The sequence below is a fragment of the Paenibacillus physcomitrellae genome, assembly GCF_002240225.1.
Taxonomy (GTDB): domain Bacteria; phylum Bacillota; class Bacilli; order Paenibacillales; family Paenibacillaceae; genus Fontibacillus; species Fontibacillus physcomitrellae.
Window position 1 is genome coordinate 717,562 of the sequence record NZ_CP022584.1, and the last position, 25,921, is coordinate 743,482.

Sequence of the window (25,921 nt, forward strand, 5' to 3'; positions counted from 1 at the left end):
GAGGGGATGACCATGGCAAGAATGTCCAGAGGACAAAAAGCTTTTAGCCTATTCAATTATCTGTTTCTGTCTGTGCTGGGTTTGAGCATGATTCTCCCGATTCTGCACGTCATTGCCCAGTCTTTAAGCAGCAATGCGGCGATTAACACTGGAAAAGTGTTTTTCCTTCCGGTTGATTTCACCTTGTCGAACTTTCGGGCCGTAGTCGGGGAGAAGCTGATCTGGCGATCATTTGGCGTGAGCGTGTTTGTTACGTTATTTGGCACACTGCTGAATCTAGCCATGACGGCTTTGCTGGCCTATCCGCTGTCGAGATCGGAGTATTTGTACCGAAAGCCGGTTTTGATCTTCGTCCTGCTGACGATGATCTTCACCGCGCCGCTGATTCCCAACTATCTGCTCGTTAAAGAGCTCGGCATGATCGACTCGCTTTGGTCCTTGATGCTGCCGGGAGCCATAAGCGCGTTTAATCTGTTTGTGATGCGTTCCTTCTTTATGGCCCTGCCGGGAGAGCTTATCGATTCGGCGCGGATCGACGGCTGCGGCGAGATGCGGATCTTGTGGAATGTGATTATGCCGCTCTCCAAGCCTGTAATGGCTACGCTCGGCATATTCTACGCCGTTGGACATTGGAACAGCTACGCCAGCGCCCTGTACTACATTAATAACCGGCAATTGTATCCGCTCCAGGTGCGGCTGCGGGAGTTCATCATTACCGACAGCTCCACCATTAATGCTCCGGCCCAAGATGCTGTTCTGACCTCACCGGAAGGCATTAAGATGGCGGTTGTTGTCGTGGCTACAATCCCGATTATGCTTGTGTATCCCTTCCTGCAGAAGCATTTTACGAAAGGGGTTATGGTCGGCTCGATCAAATCCTAACAGCATAAAAAAAACCATTGGACCTTATTTAAGCACATGGGAACAACGCTTCTCCCATGATAAATTAGGGTTGCTTATGAAAGCGCTACAATATCTGAAGGGGGACAGACCAATGATGAGAAAGCGGATGATAAGTTTTGTTTGCATGATGCTGTTGACGGGTTTGCTCGCAAGCTGTGCAGACAGTTCAGGGAACCAAGAAGATACAGCATCCGGCGACGGCCCTGCGGTAACCAAATTTACGATGGCTAAAGGCACGCTGGCCATGAAGGCCGTCGAATCGGTGGATGACATGAATAAGGACAAATGGGTCCTGGAAATGGAGAAACGCACCAATACCGACATCCAGATTCAGTTGATTCCGCATAAGGATTTCGGCGAAAAGATCTCCTTACTGTTCGCCGGCGGCGAGCTGCCCGATGTGCTGGTCGGAAATACAACGCCAACGGCAAACTCCATGAAGGGTGCGGTAGAAGCCGGTTTGTTCATGCCCCTGGAAGATCTGCTGGAGACGCACGGACAGAATCTGCTGAAGACGATCCCGAAGGAAGTTTGGGATTCCGTAACTTATAACGGACATATTTATTCGATTCCGCAATACTTGAGCGTGCAATCACGCCGCGCAACCTTTATCCGCTCCGACCTTCTGGAGAAAGCGGGGGTAGAAGCGCCTAAAACGATCGACGATCTCCTTCCTGTGCTGCGTGCATTCAAGAAGATTGGGGTTGAGCAGCCGTTTGGCTTCCGCGAAAACTTTAAATATGCCGACTTCATCCTCGGCGCCTACGATGTGCTTCCTTACAGCACGATGTACGAGAAGCAGGGAGATGAGATTGTTCCGAAGTTTTTTGATAGCGAAAATATGATGAAGGCTTTGGAAATCTACAAAGCCATGTACGACGAAGGGTTGATGGCTCAAGACTTTGCTACCATTACCGGGGCTATGTGGACGAAAAACCGCGATGCCGGTAAAGTGGGGATTTATAATGCCAACGCCAATCAGCTGGGCACCTATCAAAGCGAGCTGAGCCTGGCCGTTCCTGAAGGCAAGCTGGAGATGATCGCTTCCCCAACCGGTCCGGACGGCAAAGGCGGGATGATGCTGTACAGCAACACGCTGGAGCAGGCTTATCTGAACGCCAAGCTTGATAAGACCAAAGCGGAAGGCATCGTCAAATTCTTCGATTATATGGCAACGGAAGAAGGCGCGAAATTTTTCACCTTCGGCATTGAAGGCGAGGATTACACGGTCGAGAACGGAGAAATCAAATATAACGCGCCTACCGATGAAGAGGGACGTTTGTCCGAGCAGCGCCGTGACTGGTTATGGCTGATTAAAGACAATGCTTACAACAAAGAGAAGCTTCCGTTTGAGCCTAAGGGCGTAGAAATGCTGAAGGGTTTTGAAACGATTTTGCCGTCGGAAGGACGGGCGGGATTCTTCTTCACGCCGGAGCTGGACAGCTACCTGCAGTATCCCGATTTGGCGCCGAACTTTGATGAGCCGTCCAAGTTTATTTTGGGGCACATGATTAAAATGATCTACGGCACCGAGAACATTTCCGACTGGCCGAAGGTCATTGAGGAATGGAGAGCCAGCGGCGGCAATGAAATCATCAAAGAAGCGACAGAGCGTTACAACAATAAAGAAGGCGTTCAAATCGGTCCGGACGCCCATGTGGAATAATGAGCAGAGAGACAAAGGGACAGGGACAGAGCCGGAAAGGGTAAGGGAAGCAACCATGAATAAACCGGCATTTGAATTTGCGGAAATGCTGGGCAGAACCATAAAGAAAGCTGAGTTCATGCTAGAGCAAATCGGCGACAAATCTCCGCATGCTGCCAAGGCAGACGGAAGATATGATGATATGCGGCTCGATTGGTGGACCACGGGATTTTGGCCGGGCATGCTGTGGATTCTGTATGATCTAACAGGGAAAGAAGCCTACAAGCAAGCTGCCTGGAGCTGGGATGAACGGCTTGAGCGTATGATGCTGCAGGAGAACAACTTCCACCATGATGTCGGCTTTCAATTTCTGCCCACCGCTGTCATCAAATATAAGCTGACCGGAGATCCCGATGCCCTGCGCCGCGGCTTGTTCGCCGCGAATTTGCTGGCAGGCCGGTACAATTTGGCAGGCCGTTTCCTGCGGGCCTGGAACCAGGATAAGCTAGGCTGGTCCATTATCGACTCGTCGATGAATCTTTCGCTGCTATTCTGGGCCGCCGAAGCCTCGGGCGATCCGCGTTTCATGCATATTGCCCGTGCGCATGCCGATACGGTGGTGGAGCGATTTATTCGGAAGGATGGCTCGGTATGCCATATCGTAAACTTTGATCCTGTTACGGGAGAATGTCTGGGAGCTATCGGCGGGCAGGGGGCCAGTCCCGATTCGGCCTGGAGCCGGGGCGCCGCATGGGCGCTGTACGGCATGGCGAATGCCTGCACATATACGGGCGACAAGAAATACCTGCGGGCCTCCCGACAAGTAGCCGATTTCTTCCTTGCCCATCTGCCGGCAGATGCGGTGCCGCATTGGGACTTCCGGGCCTCGGAGAATTTGCAGCATGAGCCGAGGGACAGCTCGGCGGGGGCCTGCGCCGCTTCCGGACTGCTGGAGCTGGCTTCGCTGCTTCCCGAGCAGGAGGGCAGGGTGTACCGTCTGGCTGCGAAGCGGATGATAAGATCGCTGGATCAGAGCTATGCGACCTGGCATCTGCCAGAGCATGAGGCGATTCTGCTGCATGCCACCGGGCACAAGCCCGCCGGCCAAAATGTGGACGTCTCCCTGATTTACGGCGATTACTTCTTTCTTGAGGCTCTGGCCAAGCTGAATGGCTGGGAGCGGCGGATTTTTTGAGGGACAACCGGCAAAATGATTCTTGACAACTTGCCGCTGTTGAATTATCGTATCTTTAAACATATCCACATATTGTAAAATGCCGTGAAGAGGAAGAGTAATTATCCCTCGAATCAAAGAGAGCCCATGCCGGTGAAATTGGGTATTCGAGCTTAATGAAGGAAGCCTTGGAGCAGTAGACCGAAAGAATAAGGCAAGAGGGAGTAGGTCTACCGGGAATTTCCCGTTAAAGAAATGTGCGTCAGGATCTAATGGTCGCACCATGAGCGGGTTTTTAACCAATTTAGGTGGTAACGCGGAAGCTAAGCCTTTCGTCCTTAACAGGATGGAAGGCTTTTTATTTTGAGCAATAGGAGGAGATTCCGATGTCAAATGAGATGATGGCTGAACTTTTATTTCCGGATATTCAGCAGCTGCCGGCGGATATTTATGCCTTTTTTCCGCCAAGAAACTTACCTTCTGATGCTGTAGTGACGCGTTTTGCACCTAGTCCTACGGGCCCGCTTAATATTGGCGGACTGTACGCCACTTTGATCTCGGAAAGATTAGCCCATCAAAGCAATGGGGTATTCTTCCTGCGGCTGGAAGACACAGATCAAAAACGCGAAATTCAAGGCAGTCTGGACAATATTATCCATTCCTTGTCCTACTTCGGAATTTATGTGGATGAGGGGCCAGGCCTATCCGGTGAGGATCAAGGGGACTATGGCCCCTACAAGCAAAGCTCTCGAATACAAATTTATAAGGTATTTATTAAGCATCTCGTCCGAAACGGATTAGCCTATCCATGTTTCTGCGACCCGGACGATTTAGAGCAGATCCGAAGAAACCAGCAGCGCTTAAAAGTTACGACCGGATATTATGGAAAATGGGCTAAACACCGGGATATTTCATGGGAGCAAGCCAAAGAAGAGATGGATAAGGGAAAGCCCTTTGTGGTTAGACTTCGATCTTCAGGATCAACAGACAAAAGGATCGAGTACAACGACCTGGTGAAAGGCGCGACCACGCTGCCGAAAAATGACCAGGATATCGTGATCATGAAAACGAATGGGCTGCCTACCTACCATTTTGCCCATGTCATAGACGATCATCTGATGGGTACAACCCATGTGATTAGAGGGGATGAATGGCTTTCATCTGTGCCGATCCATATCCAGCTGTTTGAAACCTTTGGTTTCAGAAGACCTGAATACGGTCATATCGCCCCCATTATGAAGCAAGTAGGGGCTTCCAAACGTAAATTCAGCAAACGGAAGGATTTGGACGGTACCGCAGCGTATTACCGGGAACAAGGATATCCGGGAGCAGCCATAAGCGAATACTTCATGAATCTCATCAATTCTGACTTTGAAGAATGGAGGATGGCGAATCCTCATCGGTCATTTAGGGACTTTGTCATCCGGACCGATAAAATGCATGCCAGCGGCGCTTTATTTGACATGAATAAACTAAATGACCTCAGCAAAGAGGTGATCGCAAGGTTCACGGCTAAGCAAGTATTTGACGAGGTATATGCTTGGTCGAAGGAATTTGATCCGGAGCTTTATTCTTTGATGGATAAGAACAAAGATTACACGATTAACATTCTCAATATAGGCCGAGCTGCGGAGAAACCTAGAAAAGATATTTCCAAGTGGTCTGACGTGAAGACGATGATATCTTTGTATGATGATGAATGGTTTGTTAAAGAGATAAGCTGTGGATATAAGTTACCTGCAAATATAAGTGTTCATACGGCGAAGGAGGTCGTACGAGGGTTCAGCGAGACTTATAGATTTGATGACGAACAAGATGTTTGGTTCCAGAGACTGAAAGAGCTTGCCGGGAAACTCGGCTTTGCCGAGGATATGAAAAGCTATAAAGCCGATCCTGACCGTTACAAAGGGCATGTAGGAGATGTAGCTATGGTACTCAGAATAGCGCTGACGAACAGAACTCATACACCTGATTTATTTGATATGATGCAGGTTATGGGCAAATACCGGGTGCTGGAACGGATGCAAAGATTTGTAGCGGGGTAGGGCTAATCCAATAACAATAAGATCAATAAAATTCCATTGCCTGCGGCAGTCGCGAAAGGACCGATTGTCTTAAACGTATTTTTCACTTTAACGCCTACGAACCCGTCAAAAAATTGTACGCTAATCATGGCAACCGATACGGCCAGCAGATAGGCATACGTCTCATAAAAGAGCGGAATAAGACATGCCAACAACAGAGAGAAGCTCCGGGACATCGCGTACATTGCATTCGTTAATGTGCTTTCACCTTGCTTCTTTGCCTTGGAATAAGCATCAAGCGAAAACCCGAAGCTGACGGTCGCACTGATCAAAGTGACAACTGCGCATAAATAATATTACACCATTGGTTTTTCCTCCGATGAATTGGTTTGGAATATATATATTTAGCTTTTCTAAATAAAAACTCGAAGTGAAATCTTCTACATTTGCTTATTGGGGCGATAAATTTCGCTGAATTTTTTTTCATCCAGACGAGCAGCAACGCCACCTCCTCCGGTGACAAGCCTTGTCTGACCGTTTGTTCAAGCTCCGTAATGATTTCCGTACAAACTTTGCATTGAGCCTTGCCTTGTTCCGTCAAGAACACTCGGTTCGTGCGGGCGTCCTGCTGATCCGGCTTGCGCAATATCCATCCGCCCATAACAAGAGTATTCAGCAGGTTCGTAAGAGAAGCAGGACGAATTTTGAGTCTTTCGTGCAGTTCCTATTGAGTTAGCCCGTCCCCATTAATCCAGATGAGCTCCAACACGTTGGCTTGAGTGGCGGTAAGAGAATAATCAGCAAGTCTTCGTTCGTATTCATGATTGAAATCCTTAAATATCTGCTTCACTAAATACGCGACATTATCACTGAACGGATGATTCATATATTTAGCCTACCTAAATTAATGCATCCTAAATGATTCTCAAGTGTCAATCTCAACACTCGCGATGAAGCAAGATAACAACCGTTACTGGACAAAGTCATGTTCGATATTCTCCGCAGAGTTCCAAAAATGAAGGCGTGTCTCGTATCACGGATCGAAGACGATCATAGGATCGAGAATGGCATTTCATGATAACGACGAAGGACAAATCTAGCAACAGGTTAAAACGTTTAGACGGCTTATCCTGTTTATGTTAATATATTGGACAATAATGCTATTTAATAGAAGGAGAACAGACACATGAAGATAGATCTTTCAGGAAAAACGGCCTTGGTAACGGGAGCGACGGGAGAACTCGGCCGTGTCATCGCTCATACACTTGCGGAGTGCGGCGCGGATATCGCCTTGCATTACCATAGCAACGAAGCGAAAGCGCTTGAATTGAAGGGTACAATCGAAGCGCTCGGAAGACGTGCCGTTGCTGTCAAAGCCGACATAACGAAGCAGGAGTCGATCCAGGCGCTGAAGCAAACTGTTGAAGCAAGCTTGGGTCATGTAGACATTGTCGTAGCCAATGCGGTTGTGCAGTACCAGTGGACTTCCGTGCTGGAGCAGCCAGCGGAGGACTACACAAGCCAATTCGAGTCCTGCGTTCTGCAGAGCGTTTATCTGGCGAAAGCCTTTATACCGGCCATGATCGAGAAGAAGGGCGGACGGTTCATCGGCATCAATACAGAATGCTCCATGCAGAACTTCCCGGGACAATCGGCTTATGTGGCGGGCAAAAGAGGCATGGACGGCGTTTATCGGGTGCTGGCGAAGGAAGTCGGCGCACATCAGATTACGGTCAATCAGGTGGCACCGGGCTGGACGATCAGTGAACGCGAGCGCACGAATGGCATTGCCGAAAGCGACGATTATATCCAAAACGTGCCGCTCAAGAGACGCGGGACTGACCAGGAGATCGCGAATGCAGTTGTTTTTCTGGCTTCGGACTTAGCCAGCTTCATCACCGGAGCTTATATCCCGGTCAGCGGCGGCAATGTCATGCCGGCGATTTGAGTATTGGGGTTATACTTTGAAAGCTGCATAAATTGCAGCTTTTTTTTATTTTACGATCTTTTAAAGAGCCATCCAAAGGGCCGGCCGCTTGAACTGATCCTGCTCCCCATTCGGTTAAGCCATATTCAGTGAAGAACGGATTGGTTAATGTAAATTTGAACCTATCAGAATATCAGTCATTCGGACAGGAGGTTTCCGGGATGTATCAGGATCTTCAAGGACAGACGGTTATTATTACGGGTGCCGCAACCGGACTCGGAGAGGCGATGGCACGGCGTTTTGGTCAGGAGAAAGCAAATGTTGTGATCAATTACTACAGTAGTAATCAGGATGTCCAGCCTCTTATTGATGAAATCCATTCGCATGGTGGACAGGCTATTGGCGTGCAAGGAGATGTTTCCAAAGAAGCGGACGTGAAGAAGCTGGTGCAGGCGGCGCATCAGCATTTCGGTTCCTTGGATATTATGATCAACAACGCCGGTATCGAAAACGAGGTTCCTTCGCAGGACCTGAGTTTGACAGACTGGCAGCAGGTCATTGATGTAAATTTAACCGGCGCGTTTCTCGGCTGCAGGGAGGCTGTTGACTATATGCTGGAGCACGGGATCAAAGGCCGGATCATCAATATTTCCAGTGTTCATGAAACGATTCCGTGGCCGCATTTTCTGCATTACGCTGCGAGCAAGGGCGGAATCAAGATGATGACCGAGACGCTTGCTCTTGAATTTGCACCTAAGGGAATTCGCGTGAACAGCATTGCCCCTGGAGCGATTAACACGCCTATTAATGCACTTAAATTCGCAAACCCTAAGCTGCGTGCTTCGGTTGAGGAGCTTGTGCCGCTGGGTTACATCGGAAGACCTGAAGAAATTGCAGCGGCTGCTGTATGGCTTGCGTCTTCGGAATCCAGCTATGTTACAGGCATAACCTTGTTTGCAGACGGAGGCATGACCAAATATCCTTCCTTCCAAGGAGGCCGCGGGTAACGGACCACAGAACTCTATGTGAATTCCAATGACCGGACAAGCGGGCTGAACATACCCTTTAAAATTCAAAAGAAAAAAATGCCCCGGCTAGGGGCATTTTTTGATCAGGCACTCAGGCACTCAGGCATCTCAGGCGCCGAGGAACATTTTCATATCGTCCTCTACATTCGTAATGCCGCCTATGCCGAAGTTCTCTACAAGCACCTTGGCTACGTTAGGCGACAGGAAGGCGGGGAGCGTAGGGCCCAGGTGAATATTTTTGACGCCAAGATACAGCAGGGCCAGCAGCACGATCACCGCTTTTTGCTCATACCAGGCAATGTTATAGGAAATCGGCAGCTCGTTGATGTCCTCAAGGCCGAACACTTCCTTCAGCTTCAAAGCAATGACGGCCAGGGAGTAGGAATCATTGCACTGCCCGGCGTCCAGCACCCGCGGAATACCGCCGATTTCGCCCAAATCCAGCTTATTGTATTTGTATTTGGCGCACCCGGCAGTCAGGATGACCGTATCCTTAGGAAGCTGAGCTGCAAAATCGGTGTAATAATTGCGGGATTTCATCCGCCCGTCGCAGCCGGCCATGACGAAGAATCGGCGGATGGCGCCCGATTTTACGGCATCCACGACTTGATCGGCCACGTTCATCACGGCAGCATGGGCGAAGCCGCCGATGATCTCGCCGGTTTCAAGCTCCGTTGGGGCCGGGCATTCTTTTGCTTGCTCAATCAGCGCGGAGAAGTCCTTGGCAGCGCCGCTTATTCCTTCCGGAATATGGCGGACGCCCGGAAAACCGGTGTTGCCCGTCGTATAAATGCGGTGCTTATAGCTGTCCTTCGGCGGAACAATGCAGTTGGTCGTCATCAGAATCGGTCCGTTAAAGGCTTCAAATTCGCTGCTCTGCTTCCACCAGGCATTCCCGTAATTGCCTACAAAGTGTTCATATTTCTTAAAGGCCGGATAATAGTGGGCAGGCAGCATTTCGCTGTGCGTATACACGTCCACGCCGGTTCCTTCCGTCTGCTTCAGCAGCTCCTCCAAATCCTTCAGGTCGTGGCCGCTGATCAGAATGCCGGGACGATTTCGGACTCCGATATTCACCTTCGTAATCTCCGGATTTCCGTAAGCAGTGGTGTTCGCCGAGTCCAGCATGGCCATGGCGTTTACGCCGTATTTGCCGGTTTCCATCGTCAAAGCTACCAAATCCTGCACCTCAAGGCTGTCGTCAAGCGTAGCCGCAAGCGCGCGGCGCATAAACCGGTTCAGTTCGTTGTCGTCCTTCTCCAGGTGAAGCGCATGGTACGTATAAGCTGCCATCCCCTTCAAGCCGTAAGTAATCAGCTCGCGCAGGGAGCGGATGTCTTCGTCGCGGGTGGAGAGGACACCGACGGTGCGTGCTTTTTCATCAAAAGCGGCTTCGTGATCCGCTTCCCAAACGGCCGCATCGGGGAGATGGGTCGTTCCTTCCGAATATTGTTCGTTAAAATAAGCCCGCACCTCGCCGCGGAGCGTGATGGCTTCACGGATTTTCCCCACAAACACCTCGCGGTCAAAGTTCGCATTCGTAATGGTCGCAAACAAGGAATCCATAATAAACAGCGATACGCGTTGTTCCAGTTCTTCCGGCAGCCGGACATCCAGACTGAGAAAAGAGATCCCTTTCAGCAGATAAATGAGCAGATCCTGCAGATTCGCTACGTCATGTGGTTTGCCGCATACCCCGGCAATGGTGCAGCCCGTTCCTTTGGATGCTTCCTGGCATTGAAAGCAGAACATGGACGGCTGATGGTTTAAGGTTTGTTCTGTCGCATTGTTATTCATCATTTTTCTCCTCCCGGTTTCACTCGTTCATTTAGGCAGTATAGCCCGCCGTCAAAGTCGGACTTGTGATTTCAATCACAATTTATTCAGCTGTGAGAAAGATCACTAACCCCGTTCGTTTCTTCTCTTAAACTGGAGTCATTCCCCTACAAGAACAATGAAGAAATGAGGAGTGAACGTGTCGATTTTGCCTCAAAAAAATGAACTGGGATTCTACGAGATCCGTCTCGAATCCATCGGAGGACTAGGTGCCAATCTGGCCGGAAAAATGCTGGCCGAAGCCGGAGTGACCGGCTCAGGTCTGAACGGTTCCAATTTCTCCAGCTACGGTTCGGAGAAAAAAGGTTCGCCGGTCAAAAGCTTCGTAAGGTTCTGTGACCCTCAGGTAGAGATCCGCGATCACAGCCCTATTGAGCAGCCGCATGTAGTCGGCGTATTTCATGAAGCGTTATATAAGACAGTTGAGGTCGTAAGCGGATTACGGCCTGATGGAACGGTGCTGGTGAATACGGCACGGAATCTTTCCGAGGTGGCTGTGGATTTGAAGATGACGCAGGGTACGCTGGCCGCGATCGATGCGCTGAAAATCGCCGTCGAGGAGAAAACCAAAGTCAATACGGCAATGCTTGGCGCCTTGTTCCGGATTTGCAGTTTCCTGAATCCGGACGATATGCGGCAGGTCATCCGCAAAACATTTGAGAAAAAGCTGCCCCATCTCGTCGAGCCGAATTTGCGGACCTTTGACCGGGGATATAACGAAGTCCAGTTCCTCGCGTTAGGAAATAACACGGAGCTTACGGACGCAGCGGCATTCTCCAGACCGCAGCCGGTCCTCGGCTTTGAAACACAGGAGCCGGGCGGAATCCTTAAAGTTACGGCAAACAGCGTGCTGAAGGATCTTAGCGGCTCCCGGCAGGGGTATTTGCCGGAATACAAGCAGGAGGACTGCATTCACTGCGCCGCCTGCGATACGGTATGCCCGGATTTCTGCATCGTCTGGGAACAGAAGCCGGATAAACGCGGCAACCTGCAGATGTTCATGAAAGGCATCGATTACCAGTACTGCAAAGGCTGCCTGAAATGTGTGCAGGCGTGCCCGACAACGGCTTTAGCCGAGATGCTGGAAGAGCCGCATTATGCCGAGCAGCACCGCGTGCCGCAACCATTTCCTTATTTCACAGCGGAAGGAGTCCGGTCATGAACGTACAAACTAAAGAAATGACGGAGCAAAAGGTTCCGGCCGACCAAACGGCCGTCTTTGAATCGGGCAACGAAATGGCGGCCATGGCCGCCGCCCAGATCAACTATCACATTATGGGGTATTTTCCGATTACGCCGTCCACGGAAATTGCCCAATATCTCGACATGATGCGTACGCGCGGCGAGCACGACATCAAGCTGATTCCGGCTGACGGGGAACATGGCTCGGCGGGAATCTGCTACGGCGCAGCAGCAGCCGGAGCGCGGGTCTTCAACGCCACCAGCGCAAACGGCTTCCTTTATATGATCGAGCAGCTTCCCGTGCAGGCGGGCACCCGATTCCCTATGGTCATGAACCTGGTGACCCGGGCCGTCAGCGGACCGCTGGACATCCGCGGCGACCATTCCGATCTCTATTACGGCCTGAACACCGGCTGGGTAATTCTAACGGCTCGTTCGCCGCAGGCCGTGTATGACCTGAACATTATGGCGCTGCGCATTGCCGAGCATGAAGATGTACGCCTGCCGGTCATCGTCGCTTATGACGGCTTCTTCACCTCGCACCAGAAACGCAGGGTGCAAATCTTTACTGACCGGGACACGGTCCGGCAGTTCGTAGGGGAACAGCCACCGGAATTCCCGCATGTGCTGGACGAGAACAAACCGATCGTCGTCGGCGCTTATATGAACGGCGAAGACTTGATGAACAACCACTATCAGCAGTCAGGTGCGATCTATCGTGCGGGCGAGGTCTTCAAGGAAGTGGCGGAGGAATACGCGGCTCTATCCGGCAGATCCTATTCGCCGCTGGATCTGTACCGTATGGAGGATGCGGAGGTGGCTTTGTTCCTGCTCAATTCGGCGGCTGAATCCTCCAAAGACGTCGTAGACCGGCTGCGGGCGAAAGGGATCAAAGCGGGCGTGATCAGCCCGAATATCATCCGGCCGTTCCCCGCGAAGGAAATCCGCGAGGCGCTTACAGGCGTCAAAGCGGTGCTGGTGGGTGAACGTGCCGATTCTTACGGCGCTAACGGGGCCAATTTGACGCATGAGGTCAAAGCGGCCCTGCAGGAAATCCGCGGACCGCAGCCTCAACCGATTGTACTTTCCCGCATCTTCGGCCTTGGCGGGAAAGATTATTACGCGGATGACGCGGAAGCCTTTTTCGCCCTGACGCTGGAGGCGATGGAGCTGGGTTATGCTAAGGTGCCGTTTGACTATTACGGCCAAACGCCAGGCCTTGAAGCTCAGAAGCTGCAGCCGGTCCTTGCGCCAATGAACGGGGACAGCTTTAAATCGGGCCTGATCACCGTCAAGGCGGATGAGGCGACAAACAAGCTGTCCGTGAAAGTGCCGCCGATGCGGGCGCTTGCCGCCAAACCGAAACGATTCGCTTCCGGCCATGGAGCCTGTCCGGGCTGCGGGATTTTCCCGGGACTGGAGCTCTTTTTCAAAGGGATTGAAGGCAATGTCGTCACTTTATTCCATACCGGCTGCGCTTATATCACCACAACGGGTTATCCGTACAACTCACATAAGCAGAGCTTCATTCATAATTTATTTCAAAACGGTCCGGCTACTTTGTCCGGCACGGTAGAGGCGTTCCTCGAGAAGAAACGGCGCGGGGAAATCGAAGTACCCGAGGACTTCACTTTTGTGATGGTGACCGGCGACGGCGGCATGGACATCGGAATGGGTTCGGCCATCGGAACGGCGCTGCGGGGCCATAATCTGATCATCCTGGAATATGACAATGAAGGCTACATGAACACCGGCGCTCAGCTTTCGTATTCCACGCCTTTAGGCCACATGACCAGCACGTCCGGCGTCGGCAAACAGCAGCAGGGCAAACCGTTCCATCACAAAGATACGGTGCAGATGATGGCGGCGGCGCATATTCCGTACGTATTTACAGGCACAGAAGCCTTCCCGCAGGATCTGGTGAAGAAGGCGGCCAAAGCGCAGTGGTACGCCCAACATGTAGGCACTGTCTACGGCAAGCTGCTGATCACGTGCCCGCTGAACTGGAAGTCTGACGACAAAGAAGGGGAAAATATCGTCCGCGCAGCCGTGAATTCCTGCTTCTTCCCGCTGTATGAAGTCGAGCAGGGCCAAACGAACATCACGTATAATCCGGAGGAAAAAAACAAACGGGTACCGCTCAGCGACTGGTTAAAATATATGGGGAAATCCAGACACCTGCTCAAGGAAGAGAACAAAGCGATGCTTGGTGAATTTGAACGTGAAGTCGAGCGGCGCTGGTCGATCCTGAAAGCGAAACACGAGAATCCGCTGCTTTAGGTTGAGGCGGGGGATATGGCATTTCTAACGTTTCTAACGGGAGTACGACATTCTTGATCCTTTAATGATAAGAGGATATAGAAGCATTGGCGGAATTGGCTTATAATAGAGGAAATTAACAAGAGGTATAACTGGAAGCGATAATACGGAATAGGACTATGCCTGTAACTTTCAGGATAAAAATTTCATATGTGCAAACACATTAAGCCAGCCTATTTAAGGAGGACAAGAATGGATAAGTTAGGTTTGTATACGAAATTTACGGCGGTTGAAGCGCAAAGGGAAACTCTCCTGGAAATGTTGCTTGAAGCGGCTCACGCCATGCAGTCCATTGAGGGGTGTGATTTGTATGTGGTCAATCTTCCTGAAAATGATCCTAATAGCATTTGGGTAACCGAAATTTGGAATGATCCATCCGCTCACGAAGCTTCATTAACTTTAGAATCTGCTAAAGAGCTAATTAGGAAAGCTAGGCCTCTAATTTCCGGAATCGAACAAATAAAACTCCGGCCGCAGGGCGGAAAAGGTGTCTAAAACCGGGGTGGTTATTTTATAAAAGGCAGGAAATATAAAAGAAATGTTGAACCCCACTTAACAGTGGGGTTTTGATTTTTTTGCTTTACTATTTTCGACTCGGATAACCTCGACTTCTCATATAAATCTATTAATTGTATCAATAGGACAACCACATTTGTTGCGTCCCGCAAGCGAAAGGAAGGATAACGATAAAGATGATGGCACAAAAAGAAATACTGTTCCTTGTGCAATCACAACTTACAATTGACCTGAATTGCTCGATCGATGACCTGAACGCTGAGAAGAACAGCATTATTTTTGTTGAAGCTAAAGAAAATCCTGGACGAAGGCCATTTCCGAGGAAGGAACGTTTTTTTGAAATAGTGTCAATGGGGAAATCCATTGTAGTGTCTGCCACACCCGAACGGTTGGCGATCGCTAAAGCTCAGATGCAGGGCAAAGACAGGGATAACGTATTCTCCTTGCCTTTTATCAGAGGTTTTTACTTGCATTTTCTACCTGATGTAAAAAGAATACAGCCCGTGACACCGCCGAATGGTTTTTCATTTGAAATGATCAAGCGAGAAGAATTGGTTCGTTTATTAAGGGACGCTGGAGTATGGACTGATTGGAGTGAGTAAGTCCTACCAGAACGCGAAGGAACTTATTTCAAGTCCGGTCAATTCGATCGTTAAAGTGAACGGTATAGAGAATAGGTATTACTACCCGATCGACTGGGAGATTCAGCTTATTAATCAGTTGAAGGTGGGAAACTTTAAGGTGGTCCGTCAGATTATGGAAGAAACTGATCTGGATGTTCAACAATCTAGACAAGAGTTTGAAATGATTCAGCAATCGACTGATGCAGCATGGGCGTGGAACTATCTCATGGCTTTTTCACAATTGATATGCAGCCGTCTCGAGTATTTCAACCTGGAGTCTACAAAGGGGACGGGTATCGAAATTCTGGAATATGTCGAGCAAAACTATTGCGATTCTAATCTTTCATTACAACAAATTGCTGATTTACACGGTCTCTCAGTATCCGCGATATCCAAAATATTCAAAGTCCTGTCAAAGTGAATTTTAGTGATTATCTTCAGTTATTAAGAGTACATCGAGCTAAAGAATATTTTGATGCAAATGAAATCGATGTGGCGGAAGTCGCCAAAAAGGTTGGTTATGAAAATGAAATCACATTCAAGCGCACCTTTCAAAAGTCTGAATCCCTTACTCCCCAGAAGTACATTCAGCAAATCAGTGTGAAACAGAATGACATTCAACCTGAAGGTATCAACTCGTGACGGTGACATCAGCTTGTCTTCGCAATGTCAAGCTTATTTAGGATATTTGGCGGATCAACTCAACGATCAACTCCCTCAGAGCCCTCCACTGAAGAGATCCTTACTGAAGCGATATCACATTAATAATGGTACTGTTCGTTTATTGGGTGGTTATGAAGGTTTTGTTTATGAATATCAGAAAAATGTTGATATTTCTTAAAGGCTGATATTTTACCTGATCTTTTTAAATAATCGATCTGATTAATGCACGGCTTAATCAACCGTAATATTATGTCCATAGACCGTAAAAATGACGTAGATAACCTGAAAATACAGTAATATCATTGTATCTGGAACTACCATACATTTGACTAAATAACAGAAAGGTAGCGATGCTTTGAAGCTGAGTCATTTTTACAAGGATGAGACCGGTGTGACGCTGGTTGGTGATGCTGGGCTCATGCATATTGCATTATCCGCCCCTGGAATTGCGAGAATTCGTTACACCCTGGATTCGCATTTTAGCGACAAGGAAAGTCTTATGATCGAGCAGAGTCGGCCAATAAACAAGGTTCAGTGGACACTTTTGGATCAGACGGAGCATTTGGAGCTTTCCACCGATTTATTCGTAATCCGAATAAACAAAGCTACTTGTGCCTTCAGTTACCTGGATAAACAGGGTAGGCTGCTGACGAAAGAGCCGGAAAGAGGGGGCAAGATGCTGGAGCGCATCGACGTTTACCGGACGGCTTTTGATACTTCGGGCGGCTTGGAGAGTGATCGCGGCGCGGATGGTCTGAAGGTCCGGGCGGAGGGGATAAACCGCTATTTAGACAGGCAGGCCTACCACACCAAGCTGGAATTTGAGTGGCAGCCGGATGAAGCGCTGTACGGGCTTGGTTCCCATGAAGAGGGCATGCTGAATCTCCGGGGCAAACACCAATTTTTATATCAGCAAAATATGAAAGCGGTTGTTCCGGTCTTTCTCTCTACGAAGGGTTATGGCATTTTGATGGATTCTTACTCCTTGATGAGTTTTCATGATGATGCCTTCGGCTCCTACTTATGGACCGATGTGGACGATGAGATGGACTATTATTTCATTTACGGACCGGAGTTCGATCAGATTGTAGAAGGGGTTCGTTATTTAACTGGCGGGGCACCTATGCTGCCGAGATGGTCATACGGCTACGTGCAATCGAAAGAGCGTTACGTTTCCCAGGAAGAGCTGATAGCAACCGTACAGGAGTACCGCGCGCGTGCGCTTCCTCTTGACTGTATTGTGCTGGATTGGCAGTCCTGGACGGGCGATCTGTGGGGCCAAAAGTCGCTGGATCCCCAGCGGTTTCCCTCTCCGGCGGAAATGATGCAAAAGCTCCATGAGCTTGATGCCAAACTAATGGTATCCATTTGGCCGATCATGAAGGATGGCGGTGATAACCACCGGGAAATGAAGGAAAGGGGATACCTGCTCGGCAACCAGGCCACCTATGACGCTTTTCAGGAAGAGGCGCGCCGGCTGTATTGGCAGCAAACCCATGACGGCCTGTTTATTCATGGGATAGATGCATGGTGGTGTGATTGTTCCGAGCCTTTTGAGGCGGACTGGAAGGGAGCCGTCAAACCGGAACCGGAGCAGCGGATGCTGATCAACTCGGAAGAAGCCAAACTCTACCTGGACCCCGAATATATCAACGCTTACTCCCTGCTGCATTCCAAAGGCATCTATGAAGGACAACGGTCCGTAACCTCCCGGAAACGGGTTGTGAACTTGACCCGGTCGGCTTATGCCGGACAGCACCGTTACGGCACGATAACATGGTCAGGAGATATTTCCGCGAATTGGGAGACGTTCAGAAAGCAGATAGCGGAGGGATTGTCCTTTTGTGCAACCGGTTCGCCCTATTGGACCCTGGATATTGGAGCCTTCTTTGTGCACAACAAACCGGAGCTATGGTTCTGGAAGGGGGATTATAACGGCGGAGCAGCCGATCTGGGGTACCGTGAGCTTTATATCCGCTGGTTCCAATACGGCGTTTTTCTTCCGATGTTCCGTTCCCATGGAACGGATACCCCAAGGGAGATTTGGCAATTCGGGGAGCCTGGCGAGCCCATGTACGACACCCTGGTAAAATATTTAAAACTCCGGTATAGACTGATGCCTTATATTTATTCGCTTGCAGGAGCGGTGGTCCAGCAGAATTACACCATGCTCCGGGCGCTTGCCTTTGATTTCCGCGAAGATGTAAGCGCACACAATATCGACGACGAGTTTATGTTTGGGCCGGCCTTCCTTGTTGCGCCCGTTACCCAAGCTATGTATTACGGTCCTGACTCCAAGGTTCTTGAAGGCACCCGGAAATCACGCAGCGTCTATCTTCCTGGCGGCAGCTGGTTCGATTACTGGACCGACGAATGTCTGGAGGGAGGACGAAGGGTGGAAGCCAAAGCGGATTTGCAGACTCTTCCTTTATTTGTCCGAGCAGGCTCGATTGTTCCGCTTGGACCGGACATTCAGTATGCGGATGAACGGCCGGCCTCTAATGCCGTCACGCGGCTGAAAGTGTACCCGGGCACAGATGCCGTTTTTACGCTATATGACGATGAGGGAGATAATTACGATTACGAAAACGGAGCTTTTATGCAAATTGAACTGAGTTGGTCTGAAAAGGATCGAACGCTGACGATAGGGGACCGGCTTGGCCGCTATGACGGGATGCCGGAAACCTTGCAGTTTGCTGTAGAGATCGCCGGCCAGCCCGGAGCTTGTCTTGTCTCGTACCAAGGCAGCTCGCTCCTTGTCCGAGAAGGCGATCTGAATGAAAACGTTATTCTGTAGAAGAAGCAATAAACAAGAAGGAATGTAATCTGAATAAATGCCTATTTTTGTAGACGAGGGAGTGTCCTGCATGAAAAAACAAGGATTCAATCCGTACCTGCCATCCTGGGAATACGTCCCGGACGGCGAACCTTACGTGTTTAATGGCCGAGTTTATGTGTACGGCTCGCATGACCGCTTTAACGGACATGTCTTCTGTCTAAACGACTACGTCTGCTGGTCGGCGCCGGCGGACGATCTCGGAGACTGGAGATATGAAGGGGTAATCTATCGGAAAACGGATGACCCGCTTAATCCTGACGGCAGTATGTGTCTTTATGCTCCGGACGTTACAGCAGGCCCTGACGGACGGTATTATCTTTTTTATGTGCTGGATAAGGTGCCCGTTGTGTCTGTCGCTGTCTGCGATACCCCTGCCGGAAAATATGAATTCTACGGTTACGTTAAATACGCCGACGGCACCCGTCTTGGAGAAAGAGAAGGCGATGAGCCCCAATTCGATCCGGGCGTGCTGACTGAAGGGCAGTACACTTATCTTTATACCGGCTTCTGTGCGGCTGGAGATCAATCGAGACATGGCGCGATGGCGACGGTGCTCGGACCCGACATGCTGACGATTGTAGAAGAGCCTGTATTCGTTGCACCGAGTCAGCCCTATAGCGCAGGAAGCGGATTTGAGGGACATGAATTTTTTGAAGCCCCTTCTATCCGGAAAAGGGGAGATACCTACTATTTGGTTTATTCCTCTATCGTCATGCATGAATTATGTTATGCCACCAGCAAGTCTCCCACCCAAGGTTTTGAATATCAGGGCGTTATCGTAAGCAACTGTGATCTTCATATCGACGCCTATAAACCGGCTGACAAGCCGATGTATTACGGCGGCAATAATCATGGCAGCATCGTTGAAATTAATGGAGCCTGGTATATCTTTTACCATAGGCATACCAACGGAGATGCTTTCAACCGGCAGGGGTGCATAGAACGAATTAGCTTTGAAGACGACGGGACGATCCCTCAGGTTGAAATGACCTCCTGCGGACCGAATGGGGGAGCTCTTGAGGGACGCGGGGAGTACCCCGCCTACCTTGCCTGCAACCTCTTCACTAAAGACGAACAGCTGTATACCGGCGGATTCGGTGAAATCGGGGCCTGGCTGGACAGCCGCTTTCCGAAGATTACCCAGGATGGCAGGGATGGAGACGAGGAAACAGGCTACATTGCGAATATGACGGATTCGGCTACGGCCGGCTTTAAATATTTCAACTGCCAGGGAATAAGTAAGGTCAGGATCAAGGTACGGGGGTATTGCAGCGGAGCCTTCGAGGTCAAAACGAAGTGGGACGGGGCTGCCTTGGGAACGATTCCGGTTCATTTCACCAATGTTTGGAAGGAATATGCGGCAGACATTTCCGTGCCGGACGGCACACAGGCTTTGTATTTCACTTATAAGGGTGCGGGAAGCGCAAGCTTGGCCTCTTTTACATTGGAATAAAAAAAAGCTGGTGTGACATTCTGCATGAAGATGAAGCAGCTCCGGAGCACTCTGGAGCTGCTTTTTTATGTAGAAGCCCTTTGGAGCAGGACAAGCCTATCTTAAATTTTGATAACGCTTTCTTAAGAATGTGGCCTTACTTCGTCTGCCTCCTCCGGGATAGACTAGAATTAAAAGGAGGAGCGCTTATGGAGATAAATACACAATATTCAACCCTCCCCGCTTCCAAAGCGGGAAAACGTACTTCTTTATGGAAGCGTTTCAAAAAACAAAAGGTACTGCATCTATTTGTCGGGCTCGGCATGATTTTTCTGCTGATTTTCTCCTACACGCCGATGTTCGGTATCCTGATGGCTTTTAAAGATTACACCATTTCGGATGGAATTAAGGGAATTTTCACAAGCGAATGGGTCGGACTCAAATATTTCGATGAATTTATTCATGATTATCAGTTCGGAAATATTGTCCGAAATACGCTGGTTTTAAGCTTCTTAAAGGTGATTTTTGCTTTTCCGGCCCCAATCCTTCTTGCCATCATGCTGAACGAAGTGAAAAATAGGGGGTTCAAACGTTTCGTCCAGACAATCAGCTACCTGCCTCATTTTATTTCATGGGTGGTTGTGGTGGGCGTCTCATATGCTTTCCTGTCAGCGGATGTAGGCATGATCAACAGAGCTTTGATGGAATTGGGCCTAATCGACAAGCCGCTAAATGTATTAACGAGCCCCAACTACTTCTGGGGGTTTGCTGTGGGCAGCGCCATCTGGAAGGAGATGGGCTGGTGGACCATCATTTTCCTGGCGGCGATTACGGGGATCAACCCGTCGCTTTATGAGGCTGCCGAGATGGATGGTGCGGGGAGACTGGCAAGGATCCGCCATATCACTTTTCCCGGAATGAAAGGGACAATAGTGGTTGTCCTCGTTCTGACGATCGGCAGTATCCTTGGCGGAGGACTGGTCGGTTCCAATTTTGAGCAGGCTTATTTGTTTGGCAACAGCATCAACAACCCCACATCAGAGATTGTTCAAACCTATGCTTTTAAAGTCGGTTTAAGCGACGGACGTTTCTCTTATGCGGCGGCTATCGATTTAATTCAGTCCGTGATTTCCGTAATACTGATATTTTCCAGCAATTACATCGCCAAACGGGTGTCCGGTTCAAGCTTATTCTAGAAGGGAGGCGCAGACATGCTAAAAACTCAGAAACAAAAAGACATTCTTTTCGACAGTTTCATTTATGTGGCCTTGTTTATCATCATGCTAACTATGTTGTACCCGTTCTATTATGTTCTGATCGCCTCTTTCAACAAAGGAACTGACACTCTGCTGGGAGGCGTTTACCTTTGGCCGAGAAATGTAACCTTAGAGAACTATAAAATTTTCCTCGCAGATACGAAGTGGCTAAGCGCTTTTATCGTAACAGTTGCACGAACCGTATTGGGAACCCTGTTAGGTCTTCTGTTAACCAGTCTGGTCGCTTACGCACTTTCGCACCGGGACCTTTTGTTCAGCAAAACGTATTTTACAATCATCATTTTTGCTATGTATTTTTCCGGCGGCCTGATTCCTTATTACGTAGTTCTACGTTCGATCGGTCTGCTGAATTCGTTTGCCGTTTATATTGTTCCGAGTATGCTCAACACCTTTTTTCTGCTGATTGCCATTTCCTTTTTCAGAGAAATACCGGGTGAACTTAAAGAATCCGCCCACATGGACGGGGCTGGTGAACTTGTCATCTTTTTCAAAATTATACTGCCGGTTTCAACGCCGGTGCTGGCCACGATGGCCCTGTTTATGGGCGTAGGACAATGGAACTCCTGGCTGGATTCCGCTTATTTCGTACAGTCCGACAGCCTTCGCACCCTTACTTTCCGCATGATGGAAGTGATCAACCAGAGCAATGCGCCCATGGATTCCCTAGCTGTTGCCAATCGGCCTACTTCGGGAGTCACAAGCTTTTCGCTGCAGGTTACCTCGATGGTGGTTTCCATTGTGCCGATTATTTGCGTGTACCCTTTCCTGCAGAAGTATTTTGTGCACGGCATCATGCTCGGCTCCGTTAAAGGCTAAGCCCAAAGATACTACTGAACCTTGCCGGCTTATGGTATTTTAAAGAGAACTATGCGGCGCAGGGGGTCTCAAACCATGAGCATCGTCAGGAAGATCATTTTGGGGTATGTAATTTTAATTTTTATACCGGTCGTTACGTTCGGCTATTATTACTACGTGCAAATCTACGGAAATCTTACCCAACAGCTGGTTGAAAGCCGGCAAAAAATCCTGGAGCAAGCCTATTCCAACATGAAAGCGGATCTTGTCCGGATCAGTTCGATTCAGCGTTATTTGCAATATAACCCTTATGTAACGGATTATTTGGGAGGGCTTTATACTTCGGATTCGGAAAGCATCTATGCTTACAACCGTTATATTAGTCCGATTATCTCTCATTCGCTGTTTAACAACACTGAGGTTGAGTCGTTTAAAATCTATAAAACGAAACAGCAGACTTTGCCGATCACCGACCGCTTTCTGGATATTTCAACACTTTCTCCGAATATAAAAAAGATCGCGAATGGGCTGAAGCCCGGCCAGGGTATCTGGATGATGACCGATTATGGGACGTCTCCGCCGCCGCTTGTGTTCTACCAGAATCTTTATAACCCGGACTTTACCGAAATAATTGGTCTTCTTGAACTCCGGATCAACAGTGATCTGATAAGCAGATTTTACAAGGCTACAGGGAGCGGGGATAACTGGAACGCCCTTCTGCTGCCGAAGAAGCAAGGCGTGGAGAGAGCTATTCAAGAGTCCGGTCTCCAAGTGGATGAACTTACCAGGAAACAGCTGAGCGATGAAGAGGGGAAATCCTATTTCATTAACCGAAACACCATTGTAAACCAGCTGAATGTCGAGGAGCTTGGCGCACGGATCGTCGTTATCGGCAGCGTGGATGAAGTATTCCATTCGGTTAAACGAAAAGGAATCATTATGATTACCATGATCGTGATCCTGCTGCTCTCGATGTCCTATGCTTATTATGCTTTTGCCTCAACATTGGCTAAACGGCTTCTCCGGCTGGCCCGGCATATGCGCAACTTGAATGATAACAACATGAAGCAGTACATCAGCAAACATGATAAAGTGGGCCGGCAGGATGAAATCAGCTTTTTAACCAGCACTTATAATTCCATGATTCAACGCATGGACGAATTGATCAACAACGTACACCGTGCCGAGCTGAGGAATAAAGAAGCTGCATATAAAGTGCTGCAGGCACAAATTAAACCACATTTTCTCTATAACACATTAGAGACCATCCGAATGCTTGCCGAATCAAACAATGATAAAGAAGTGGCCGATATTTCTTATTGGTTCGGGAAGCTGATGCGCTACAGTTTGTCTTCCAAAGAGGATCAAACCGTTCTTGCCCGCGAAATTGAAACCGTAATTTTATACCTCAATATTCACAAGATGCGGCTGCAGGACAGGCTTTCCATTGAAATTGACATTCAGGTGGATGCAGAGCAGGTTTCATGCCCGCGTTTCATCCTCCAGCCTTTGGTCGAAAACAGTATCGTCCACGGGGCATCCTCGACCCTGCGGCCGGTTCAGATCAAACTGCAGGCAACCGAGAAGGCGGATGAGATCCTCATCCATATTTCAGACAGTGGAATGGGAATCCCTGAAGACAAACTGCATGCTCTTCGATCAAGGTTATCCGGCGCGAACGAATCTGTTCTTCCGATAGATGAGATGGAAGGGGGCGTAGGCCTGTACAACGTCAGCGAAAGAATCAAATCTTTTTATGGAGAGGGCTCCGACTTGATCCTGGATAGCATTCAGGGCAGCGGGACTTGTCTTACCCTCGTTATCCCTAAAAAGCTGGAGAATCGCAGCGGCAGTTAAAAACTCCTTAAAAAATGACAACGCTTTCTTAAGGATGTTGGCTTACCTTACTCCTTCGCCGCAGATTAAACTTAAGACATAACCGAACCGGCCGCATACAGATCCAGCAACCGGTAGAATCGAAGCTTTGTTATCTTGTAAGCGGTTTAACGATGGGGCTGCTCATCACTAACCTAATATTAAAGCGCTGCTTTAATATAAAAAACATACAGGAGGGGCTATATGAAAAAGAATAAGGGGAAGAAGAAAACACTGCTTCTGTCGCTTAGCCTAGTTATGCTAACCGCTTTATTGTCTGCCTGCGGCAGCAGCAGCAATAACAACGCTGACCAGAGTCCAGGAGCGGGGGCTGAAAGTAAGTCTCCAGCTGATAACGGGGGAGTCAAGGAACTTTCATTATTCATCGATGCCTCCTGGTACCCGGTCAAGGAATGGAAAGGGCCGGTTGCCGAGAAGATTACGGAAAAAACGGGCGTGAAGCTTAAAGTAACCGTGGCTACAGATGATAAACAGCTTCCTTTAATGATTTCTTCCGGCGACTTGCCGGACCTGGTGTTCACCTATTCGAATATTGACCGCATGTCCGATTCCAAGCTGTCTTATCCCTGGAACGAACTGATTGAGAAATATGCGCCTGATTTTAAAATAGACGATACAAGAAAAGCGATTCACACGATGGATGACGGCAATTTCTATACCATCCGGAACTCGTTTGCGACGCAGGAAGAAATGGACAAAAATAAATACGCGATCGGCAGCGACGGGAATCCCGGTATAGCCGTAAGGGAAGATATCCTGAAAGAATTAGGCAATCCGCCGATTCAATCGGTCGAAGATTTCGTAAAGGTATTAGGCATGGTTAAAGAGAAATACCCGGATATGATTCCTCTGATCATGGATAAGGATTGGATCGAGCAATATTTTATGCAGCAGTTCGGTGTAGAAGCGCTCATCGACGGCTGGTATGAACGCGACGGAAAAATCGATTACGCCATTAGACAGCCTGAGATGCTGGATTTCTTCAAGTTTATGAACAGCCTTTACCGCAACGGGTACATTCTGGGCGAAAACTTTGCGTACACCAACGATCAGATCGACGATCAATATGCATTAAGCGGAAAAGCGTTTGCTCACAGCCATACTGTCATTGTGGCGGATATGGATAACATTAAAGCCAAAAACGACGGAAAACCTTACACGTTCAAAATGCTGCCGAGCGTCTTGTCGAAAGATGCCAAGATCGTCAGCTCGGGTGTAGGCTTTGCGGGTACGTTTATTACTAAGAAAAATAAGGATCCTGAAGCATCGATCAAATTCCTCCAATACCTGGCCAGCGATGAAGGCAAAAAACTAACCATGTTTGGTGTTGAAGGCGAGCATTGGACATGGAATGACAAGGGATATCCGGACTTGAAATACTCCCCATCCGATGCCGATTTCATCAACAACAACGGGATCAAGTGGTGGTATTTGTATAATGACGGAGTCATGGAAGGACTGCAGAATTATGTGCCGGGAACCCAGAAGACAGAGGCTTTAATGGAAAGAAAAGCTATAACCGTCTACAAACCGGAAATAGGTCTGATCCAAACGCAGCCTGATTCCGAGGAGAAAACAATTAAAACTAAGATTGACGAAATGATTAAAAATGAAAAAGTAAAAATATACTTGGCGAAATCAGAAGAAGAGGCTGTAGCCAATTATGAAACCATGATTAAAAATGCGGAGAAAATGGGACTCCAGCGTCTTGTAGATTGGGCAAACGGGGTTTATCAGAAGAAGAAAGAGCTGTTTGTTAAATAAACGAACAAGTTCGGTAGGGGCAGCGGCGTCCCTATCGAACTTTATTCATATACAGGCTATGGAGTTGAAGCCGTAGTT

The 25,921-nt window shown here is 48.9% G+C and carries 21 protein-coding genes and 1 other annotated feature; of the genes, 18 read left to right on the plus strand and 3 right to left on the minus strand.

The genetic code is table 11. The features are described 5' to 3' along the window. The first annotated feature begins 12 nt into the window (after nucleotides 1-12). The 4 genes from CBE73_RS03280 to gltX all read left to right on the plus strand — a co-directional run bounded on the left by CBE73_RS03280 (nucleotide 13) and on the right by gltX (nucleotide 5,767). Entirely contained in the window at nucleotides 13-882 is an 870-nt protein-coding gene (locus tag CBE73_RS03280; protein ID WP_094092989.1) for a carbohydrate ABC transporter permease, read from the plus strand. A 145-nt stretch (nucleotides 883-1,027) separates the two neighbouring features. Then, complete coding sequence (locus tag CBE73_RS03285) at nucleotides 1,028-2,569, plus strand: extracellular solute-binding protein (protein ID WP_244905518.1); 1,542 nt, start codon at nucleotides 1,028-1,030, stop codon at nucleotides 2,567-2,569. A gap of 85 nt (nucleotides 2,570-2,654) precedes the next feature. Next, nucleotides 2,655-3,743, plus strand: a complete 1,089-nt coding sequence (locus tag CBE73_RS03290; protein WP_229752570.1) for a glycoside hydrolase family 88 protein — start codon at nucleotides 2,655-2,657, stop codon at nucleotides 3,741-3,743. 75 nt (nucleotides 3,744-3,818) lie between these two features. After that, nucleotides 3,819-4,065, plus strand: a binding site (T-box leader). A 43-nt stretch (nucleotides 4,066-4,108) separates the two neighbouring features. Beyond that, the gene (gltX, locus tag CBE73_RS03295) at nucleotides 4,109-5,767 is read left to right on the plus strand and encodes a glutamate--tRNA ligase (RefSeq protein WP_094092990.1); all 1,659 of its coding nucleotides are present in this window, start codon (nucleotides 4,109-4,111) and stop codon (nucleotides 5,765-5,767) included. 2 nt (nucleotides 5,768-5,769) lie between these two features. On the opposite strand, the gene CBE73_RS22335 is transcribed toward gltX, so the two are convergent. Together CBE73_RS22335 and CBE73_RS22340 are read right to left on the minus strand one after the other, a co-directional pair. Continuing rightward, on the minus strand, nucleotides 5,770-5,961 hold the full coding sequence (locus CBE73_RS22335) for a hypothetical protein (RefSeq protein WP_229752551.1): 192 nt from the start codon (nucleotides 5,959-5,961) through the stop codon (nucleotides 5,770-5,772). A gap of 113 nt (nucleotides 5,962-6,074) precedes the next feature. Further along, nucleotides 6,075-6,467 carry a MarR family winged helix-turn-helix transcriptional regulator gene (locus CBE73_RS22340; RefSeq protein ID WP_280523006.1) on the minus strand — a complete coding sequence of 131 codons (393 nt, stop codon included), beginning with the start codon at nucleotides 6,465-6,467 and terminating at the stop codon, nucleotides 6,075-6,077. Nucleotides 6,468-6,932: 465 nt separating this feature from the next. Between CBE73_RS22340 and CBE73_RS03305 the strand changes: the two genes are divergently transcribed. Further along, nucleotides 6,933-7,694 (plus strand): SDR family NAD(P)-dependent oxidoreductase, encoded by a 762-nt coding sequence (locus CBE73_RS03305; RefSeq protein WP_094092991.1) that lies wholly within the window; start codon nucleotides 6,933-6,935, stop codon nucleotides 7,692-7,694. A gap of 200 nt (nucleotides 7,695-7,894) precedes the next feature. Further along, nucleotides 7,895-8,680, plus strand: coding sequence for a glucose-1-dehydrogenase (locus CBE73_RS03310; RefSeq protein ID WP_094092992.1), 786 nt, complete (start codon nucleotides 7,895-7,897; stop codon nucleotides 8,678-8,680). Nucleotides 8,681-8,809: 129 nt separating this feature from the next. On the opposite strand, the gene hcp is transcribed toward CBE73_RS03310, so the two are convergent. Further along, nucleotides 8,810-10,498, minus strand: a complete 1,689-nt coding sequence (gene hcp / locus CBE73_RS03315; RefSeq protein WP_229752569.1) for a hydroxylamine reductase — start codon at nucleotides 10,496-10,498, stop codon at nucleotides 8,810-8,812. 178 nt (nucleotides 10,499-10,676) lie between these two features. On the opposite strand from hcp, the gene CBE73_RS03320 reads away from it, so the two are divergent. From CBE73_RS03320 to CBE73_RS03375, 12 genes are all read left to right on the plus strand, one after another. Further along, on the plus strand, nucleotides 10,677-11,699 hold the full coding sequence (locus CBE73_RS03320) for a 2-oxoacid:acceptor oxidoreductase family protein (protein ID WP_094092993.1): 1,023 nt from the start codon (nucleotides 10,677-10,679) through the stop codon (nucleotides 11,697-11,699). Continuing rightward, on the plus strand, nucleotides 11,696-13,999 hold the full coding sequence (locus CBE73_RS03325) for a thiamine pyrophosphate-dependent enzyme (RefSeq protein ID WP_094092994.1): 2,304 nt from the start codon (nucleotides 11,696-11,698) through the stop codon (nucleotides 13,997-13,999). Before CBE73_RS03320 ends, CBE73_RS03325 begins: the two co-directional genes overlap by 4 nt. Before the next feature lie 231 nt (nucleotides 14,000-14,230). Beyond that, nucleotides 14,231-14,533: a putative quinol monooxygenase gene (locus CBE73_RS03330; RefSeq protein WP_068695241.1), complete on the plus strand. Its 303-nt coding sequence runs from the start codon at nucleotides 14,231-14,233 to the stop codon at nucleotides 14,531-14,533. A gap of 197 nt (nucleotides 14,534-14,730) precedes the next feature. Beyond that, nucleotides 14,731-15,156, plus strand: coding sequence for a hypothetical protein (locus tag CBE73_RS03335; protein WP_229752550.1), 426 nt, complete (start codon nucleotides 14,731-14,733; stop codon nucleotides 15,154-15,156). Nucleotides 15,157-15,310: 154 nt separating this feature from the next. After that, nucleotides 15,311-15,598, plus strand: a complete 288-nt coding sequence (locus CBE73_RS21835) for a hypothetical protein (protein ID WP_157739379.1) — start codon at nucleotides 15,311-15,313, stop codon at nucleotides 15,596-15,598. Further along, nucleotides 15,595-15,819, plus strand: a complete 225-nt coding sequence (locus tag CBE73_RS03345) for a helix-turn-helix domain-containing protein (protein WP_157739382.1) — start codon at nucleotides 15,595-15,597, stop codon at nucleotides 15,817-15,819. Before CBE73_RS21835 ends, CBE73_RS03345 begins: the two co-directional genes overlap by 4 nt. Before the next feature lie 376 nt (nucleotides 15,820-16,195). After that, entirely contained in the window at nucleotides 16,196-18,637 is a 2,442-nt protein-coding gene (locus CBE73_RS03350; protein ID WP_094092997.1) for a glycoside hydrolase family 31 protein, read from the plus strand. 70 nt (nucleotides 18,638-18,707) lie between these two features. Then, the gene (locus tag CBE73_RS03355) at nucleotides 18,708-20,132 is read left to right on the plus strand and encodes a family 43 glycosylhydrolase (protein ID WP_094092998.1); all 1,425 of its coding nucleotides are present in this window, start codon (nucleotides 18,708-18,710) and stop codon (nucleotides 20,130-20,132) included. A 188-nt stretch (nucleotides 20,133-20,320) separates the two neighbouring features. Beyond that, nucleotides 20,321-21,307: an ABC transporter permease gene (locus tag CBE73_RS03360; protein WP_094092999.1), complete on the plus strand. Its 987-nt coding sequence runs from the start codon at nucleotides 20,321-20,323 to the stop codon at nucleotides 21,305-21,307. 15 nt (nucleotides 21,308-21,322) lie between these two features. Beyond that, nucleotides 21,323-22,204, plus strand: coding sequence for a carbohydrate ABC transporter permease (locus CBE73_RS03365; protein WP_068695253.1), 882 nt, complete (start codon nucleotides 21,323-21,325; stop codon nucleotides 22,202-22,204). Nucleotides 22,205-22,279: 75 nt separating this feature from the next. Beyond that, the gene (locus CBE73_RS03370; RefSeq protein ID WP_094093000.1) at nucleotides 22,280-24,040 is read left to right on the plus strand and encodes a sensor histidine kinase; all 1,761 of its coding nucleotides are present in this window, start codon (nucleotides 22,280-22,282) and stop codon (nucleotides 24,038-24,040) included. Nucleotides 24,041-24,262: 222 nt separating this feature from the next. Next, a complete protein-coding gene (locus CBE73_RS03375) occupies nucleotides 24,263-25,843 on the plus strand; it encodes an extracellular solute-binding protein (protein WP_094093001.1) in 1,581 nt (526 codons plus the stop codon). Nucleotides 25,844-25,921 lie beyond the last annotated feature (78 nt).

Excerpts from the sequence above, each read along its gene's own strand:
- CBE73_RS03280 (WP_094092989.1), top strand. The coding sequence starts at position 13 with ATGGCAAGAATGTCCAGAGGACAAAAAGCTTTTAGCCTATTCAATTAT.
- CBE73_RS03285 (WP_244905518.1), top strand. The coding sequence starts at position 1,028 with ATGATGCTGTTGACGGGTTTGCTCGCAAGCTGTGCAGACAGTTCAGGG.
- CBE73_RS03290 (WP_229752570.1), top strand. The coding sequence starts at position 2,655 with ATGCTGGGCAGAACCATAAAGAAAGCTGAGTTCATGCTAGAGCAAATC.
- gltX (WP_094092990.1), top strand. The coding sequence starts at position 4,109 with ATGTCAAATGAGATGATGGCTGAACTTTTATTTCCGGATATTCAGCAG.
- CBE73_RS03305 (WP_094092991.1), top strand. The coding sequence starts at position 6,933 with ATGAAGATAGATCTTTCAGGAAAAACGGCCTTGGTAACGGGAGCGACG.
- CBE73_RS03310 (WP_094092992.1), top strand. The coding sequence starts at position 7,895 with ATGTATCAGGATCTTCAAGGACAGACGGTTATTATTACGGGTGCCGCA.
- hcp (WP_229752569.1), bottom strand. The coding sequence starts at position 10,498 with ATGAATAACAATGCGACAGAACAAACCTTAAACCATCAGCCGTCCATG.
- CBE73_RS03325 (WP_094092994.1), top strand. The coding sequence starts at position 11,696 with ATGAACGTACAAACTAAAGAAATGACGGAGCAAAAGGTTCCGGCCGAC.
- CBE73_RS03330 (WP_068695241.1), top strand. The coding sequence starts at position 14,231 with ATGGATAAGTTAGGTTTGTATACGAAATTTACGGCGGTTGAAGCGCAA.
- CBE73_RS03335 (WP_229752550.1), top strand. The coding sequence starts at position 14,731 with ATGATGGCACAAAAAGAAATACTGTTCCTTGTGCAATCACAACTTACA.
- CBE73_RS21835 (WP_157739379.1), top strand. The coding sequence starts at position 15,311 with ATGGAAGAAACTGATCTGGATGTTCAACAATCTAGACAAGAGTTTGAA.
- CBE73_RS03355 (WP_094092998.1), top strand. The coding sequence starts at position 18,708 with ATGAAAAAACAAGGATTCAATCCGTACCTGCCATCCTGGGAATACGTC.
- CBE73_RS03360 (WP_094092999.1), top strand. The coding sequence starts at position 20,321 with ATGGAGATAAATACACAATATTCAACCCTCCCCGCTTCCAAAGCGGGA.
- CBE73_RS03365 (WP_068695253.1), top strand. The coding sequence starts at position 21,323 with ATGCTAAAAACTCAGAAACAAAAAGACATTCTTTTCGACAGTTTCATT.
- CBE73_RS03370 (WP_094093000.1), top strand. The coding sequence starts at position 22,280 with ATGAGCATCGTCAGGAAGATCATTTTGGGGTATGTAATTTTAATTTTT.
- CBE73_RS03375 (WP_094093001.1), top strand. The coding sequence starts at position 24,263 with ATGAAAAAGAATAAGGGGAAGAAGAAAACACTGCTTCTGTCGCTTAGC.